4 protein-coding genes and 1 pseudogene are annotated in these 4,973 nt (G+C 39.5%); 4 read left to right on the top strand and 1 reads right to left on the bottom strand.

What is annotated here, in order from left to right; all coding sequences use genetic code 11:
- The first annotated feature begins 288 nt into the window (after positions 1 to 288).
- From L652_RS0122270 to L652_RS0122260, 3 genes are read left to right on the top strand one after another with little or no spacing between them, the layout of a single operon-like run.
- Positions 289 to 2,142 carry a CIA30 family protein gene (locus L652_RS0122270; RefSeq protein ID WP_024597343.1) on the top strand — a complete coding sequence of 618 codons (1,854 nt, stop codon included), beginning with the start codon at positions 289 to 291 and terminating at the stop codon, positions 2,140 to 2,142.
- A gap of 28 nt (positions 2,143 to 2,170) precedes the next feature.
- Positions 2,171 to 3,211, top strand: a complete 1,041-nt coding sequence (locus L652_RS0122265) for a histidine kinase (RefSeq protein WP_024597344.1) — start codon at positions 2,171 to 2,173, stop codon at positions 3,209 to 3,211.
- Positions 3,208 to 3,996, top strand: a complete 789-nt coding sequence (locus L652_RS0122260; RefSeq protein ID WP_024597345.1) for a LytTR family DNA-binding domain-containing protein — start codon at positions 3,208 to 3,210, stop codon at positions 3,994 to 3,996. The genes L652_RS0122265 and L652_RS0122260 overlap by 4 nt, the downstream gene beginning before the upstream one ends.
- Positions 3,997 to 4,009: 13 nt before the next feature.
- Here L652_RS0122260 and L652_RS0122255 read toward each other — a convergent pair whose 3' ends face one another.
- Complete coding sequence (locus tag L652_RS0122255; RefSeq protein ID WP_024597346.1) at positions 4,010 to 4,414, bottom strand: hypothetical protein; 405 nt, start codon at positions 4,412 to 4,414, stop codon at positions 4,010 to 4,012.
- A 268-nt stretch (positions 4,415 to 4,682) separates the two neighbouring features.
- Here L652_RS0122255 and L652_RS01000000124300 point away from each other — a divergent pair.
- Positions 4,683 to 4,973, top strand: a pseudogene (locus L652_RS01000000124300) (excinuclease ABC subunit A); the annotation flags it as partial.

The raw sequence follows: 4,973 nt of genomic DNA, 5'->3' as shown, positions 1-4,973 counted from the left end.
GATGCTTGAGCGGCTGTTAATCGCTCCTAGCCGCCTTTAAAAGTCATTCAAACAAGATTAAATTTTAAAACCCTGTCTTAAAATAGGCATACCCGCCGAAGGGATCTATCGCTAATTCATAATATTTAGTTCAGTTAATCTGAGCGCACCACTACGTTTATTTACTTTAGTGTCGGTTCAACGGCAAAAAATGTCAATTCAGATAAACATTAATGAAGCAAGTTAAAAAACTCGCTAAATTCCTTATCAACAAAACGCCAAATACCTATTTTGATAAGGAATATAGTCATGAACATTATTACAAAAACAGTTATAGCACTGAGTTTAACAAGCCACTTTAGTGCGCATGCCATTGACCTGCGAGTCGACAACATTCGTGTATACCAAAGTAATTCGCAAAGCTTTTCTGCGCCGAGTTCGCTTTATATTGACGATGGTAAAATTGTAAACGTTGCTAAAGCGACCGACCCACTACAAAACGCCGATAAAACTATTGATGCCAACAACCAATATGCAATACCAGGTTTAATTGATTTACATGTACATTTGGGTTCATCAGGCAGTAACTTTACTGAGTTTCAGTATTTGCCGGTTAAATCGCACTTTAATTCTAATTTGTATTTAGGCGTAACTAACATTGTTGATTTGTTTTCGTTTGAGCAAACCCTAAACGAAGCCGCTCAATTAGAAGAAGCCCAACTAACCCCTAACCTTTTTTATGCAGGTACATTGTTTACCAACCCTGGCGGGCATGGCACGCAGTTTGGTGGCAACGCTTACGAAATTGCCAAAAATGAAGACATAGCAGCGCTATGGAAAAAACATATAAGCACCCAACCCCATGTAACTAAAGCGGTTATTGAAACCTTTGGCGGTATGGGTAAATCGTTGACTGATAGCCAATTAAGCGATCTTGGTAAGCGCTCTAAAGCGGCTAATTTACCGTATTTTGTGCATGTTTCTACACTAGATGATGGCAAACGCGCTATTAAGGCCGGTGCAACGGCTTTAGCCCACGGTATTAATAGCGAAGCGATAGATGATGAGTTTATTACGCTAATGAAACAGCATAATGTAACCTACATTCCTACCCTTGCGGTGTACCACAACCATAGCGATGAAAAGCATAACCATACTATTAGCTCACAAAACGAGTTACTAAAAACCATTCCCGAAAAGCTTCAAGAGTGCTTGTTTGAAAATGTGCCTGCGCCTTCAAAATGGAAAGAACACGCATGGAGTGAACGTAAAACCGCTTATGCAAATATTCAAAAGTTACATAAAGCTAATATCACTATAGGCACCGGCTCTGATGCCGGAAACCCATACACAATCCATGGAACAGGGTTACATAACGAGTTAGATGCACTTAAAAAAGCGGGCCTAACTAATGGTGAAATAATTAATGCGGCAACGGTTAACGGCGCACAAGCGATCAATAAAGCAGATAGTATTGGTAAGCTTGCTAAAGGCTTTGAGGCAAGCTTTATACTGCTTAAGCAAAACCCACTTGATGATATAAACCATATTCACACAATCTCAGAGGTTTATAAAGCAGGTATACAAGTAGACCGCCCAGCGCTTATTGCTCAAAACAAAGCCATAAAGCCACAAGGCCCCACTTGTAATGAAGTAATTAAAAGCAGCCAAGCGCAGCATGTTATTGATGATTTTACCGGTGATACACCATGGCAAGCCTTAAGCGACTCGGTAATGGGTGGTCAGTCTGTGGCAACGCTTACCACGCATAAAAATAGCTTAACTATAGATACAACCATTACAAAGCCAACAAGCTTTGGCGCGTGGGCAGGCGCTGATATAAAATTTACATCACCGGCTGATGCTTCAGCATTTAAAGGTGTGCGCTTAACGTATAAAGGGTCTACCACGCCTTTTGCTTTGTCTGTTTATCATAGTGATGTAAAGGATTGGGATCACTTTAGTGTACTTTTAAAGCCGCGCGATGAATGGACCACGCTTGATATTCCCTTCACTACACTTAAACAATTTGGTTTTGGTAGCCCAGTTACGTGGTCGGCAACAGAATTAACTGGGGTTAACTTAATGTGGCGTAAAATGCCAGGCGCAAGCAATGAGTCATTAAAAAACACACTACAAATCAAAGAGCTAACTTACTTTTAAATGAGTAGCAGTCAAAACACAAAATCATTTGGGTTTTGACTGTTTTTTGTTATGGTTTAATCACTTACAAAAAGAAGCACATACTATGCTCAAACATCCATTTTATAAATACAGCTTTTTTACTCTACTTATTGTAGATATTGCTTATGCCCTTGGGCTAATAATCGCGAACTCCGCATCCTTTACTACTGGTAGTGCACTCGCTGCAACTGTGTGGTTCGTTACTTTTTACTGGCTTCCTGTTTGGAGTGCGGCAGCGGTTATTTTTTACCTTCGCAATAAACACATTAACAAAATAGCATTTGAATGGTTAATTGCAGTTGTATTTATGGCACTTGGTAATGTGCTTACCGATATATTACTCACACAGCTTTTTGATGGGCATAAATCGATGGGAGTATTTGTTGTATTTAACGGCTTACTTTGGGGATCGTGTATTTACTTTACCAGTATTTTTATTGAAAATAAAAAACGCGCAACAGCCGAAAAACACGCACTTAAACAAGCTCAACTTGCTACATTACGATATCAACTAAACCCTCACTTTATGTTTAATAGCTTAAATACAATTTCGGCCTATATTCATACAAACCCTGATTTAGCCGATGAAGTACTGCATGAACTTGCTGATATTTTAAGGTACTCCCTTGATACCGCCGAGCAACAGCAAATACCTTTACAGCAAGAGCTTACAATAATAGAAAAATACTTAAATATTGAAAAAGCACGCTTTGGCGATAAACTTCAGGTTAATTACCATATTCCCAATAGGCTTAAAGACATATCGCTACCACCGCTACTGATTCAGCCAATTATTGAAAACGCCATTAAACACAACGCCAACCAAACTTCTCTAATACTTAATATAACCCTGAGTGAGCTTCCAAACGGCGTTAAAATACAAATTAGCGATAATGGTAAGGGTTTTTCGAGCGATGTAATAAAGCACGGGCATGGCAATGGTGTAGGGATGAAAAACATACTCAAGCGCGTCAAACAACTTGGTAAAAGTAAGGTACTACTGAGCAATAATAATGGTGCAGTGGTTACGTTGGAGCTAGCACTATGAACAGCAAAAACCAGCAACATACTATTACTAAAATGCGCGTATTATTTGCCGATGACGAGCTTCCCGCTCGCGAAAAATTAAGCCATCAATTAAGTTTAATGGAGCATGTTGAATTGGTGGCTATGGCTACAAATGGCAAAGAGGCTATTACATTAATCAATGAGTTGACCCCTGATGTGGTATTACTTGATATTCAAATGCCTGAAATTAACGGCCTTGAGCTTATTGATTTACTTAACTACCAGCCCATTATTATTTACACAACCGCGTATGACCAATTTGCTATTGAAGCTTTTGAGCACGCCTCAACTGACTACTTACTCAAACCTTTTCCTATTGCTAGGCTAAAAAAAGCTCTCGCCAAAGCGCAGCAGCAACTAGAGCAACAACGTGCACATACCCTAGTCAATCACGAACCCAACGAGCAAACGTTTACATTAACCAAAAACACTATAAATAAGCTCATTAGTAAAAACGGTGAGCGGATATTTTTACTCTCCCCTAGTAATATTAAATTTATTAAATCGGAGCAGGGCAATAGTTTGGCGTGGAATGGCGATACATTTCATCATTTAAGCGATACACTTGATCAGCTTGAGCATGCTTTAGCAGCACATAACTTTGTACGAATCCACCGCAGTTATTTGGTTAATATTGACCACATTAAAGAAATACAGCGCTGGTTTAATGGCAAACTTATGGTGATTGTAAATGACGATATTAAATCTGAACTAAGCACCAGCAGAGCCGGCGCAGATAAGTTAAAGCAATTGCTGCATATTTAACTTATCCAATATGCTACTGGTCGTTACTCGAATACACACTTAAAATAGGGAATTTATAATCGGCAAACGATACAGTTACCGATTGTGTTTCGTTGCCTTTAAAACCGAGTTTAAATTCCATTGGCATAAATCGGCTGCCGTCAGCAAAAAGTGCAAGTAAGTGCTCCTCGCCTAATTCTCGATTGCCCGACGATAAGTTAGTTAGCGTTATAACAGCCCAGCGTTCGCCCTCTTCATTGCTCATTAATACATAATTAACGATTTTAAAATCCCCTTTTTTAGGGGTTATGTTGCTATCGTTTGCAAACGATAAGTGCATGCTATTTGGTACTGCACGGTCAACATTTAGCGCTTTGATAGAGTCGGCTTGGCTTGCCCACGAAAGCACCAATAAAATGATCACTAAGGCTTTCTTCACTGTGAGTTCCTTTTTATTACCTAGTAAAATACCTAGTAAATTACCTAATAAATTACATAACAATAACTGTTTAAATTATATTCGCATTCCATACCTATTATGTAAACAAACAATCATCACAATTTTATCCAGCGCTTTGGCTTCGCCACTACAGACTAAGCGCTCATTCAGTGTGCTTGCGCTACTTTGAGGTAATAACGAGTGATAAGAGTAAATAATTCAAAGCTAACTTAAAGTAAAAAGCGCGATTAAACAGGAGTATAAACGTATGGCAAGCACACATAAAAACTCAACAACGGATTTATCTGATCCCAGTAACAGCATTCAAGTAAGAGGGGCGCGCGTTCACAACTTAAAAAATGTAGACGTTGATTTACCTCGTAACGCATTGGTTGTTTTTACAGGAATATCGGGCTCTGGAAAGTCGTCGCTTGCGTTTGGAACGCTGTTTGCTGAGTCGCAGCACCGTTACCTTGATTCAGTATCGCCGTACGCCCGAAGGTTGATAGATCAAGTTGATGAGCCCGATGTTGATTCTATTGAAGGGCTACCGCCTGCC

The organism is Pseudoalteromonas sp. TB25 (assembly GCF_000497995.1).
In the GTDB taxonomy this organism is placed as follows: domain Bacteria; phylum Pseudomonadota; class Gammaproteobacteria; order Enterobacterales; family Alteromonadaceae; genus Pseudoalteromonas; species Pseudoalteromonas distincta.
Note: the sequence above shows the minus strand (reverse complement) of the source record. Positions and strands in the feature narration are given on the sequence as shown.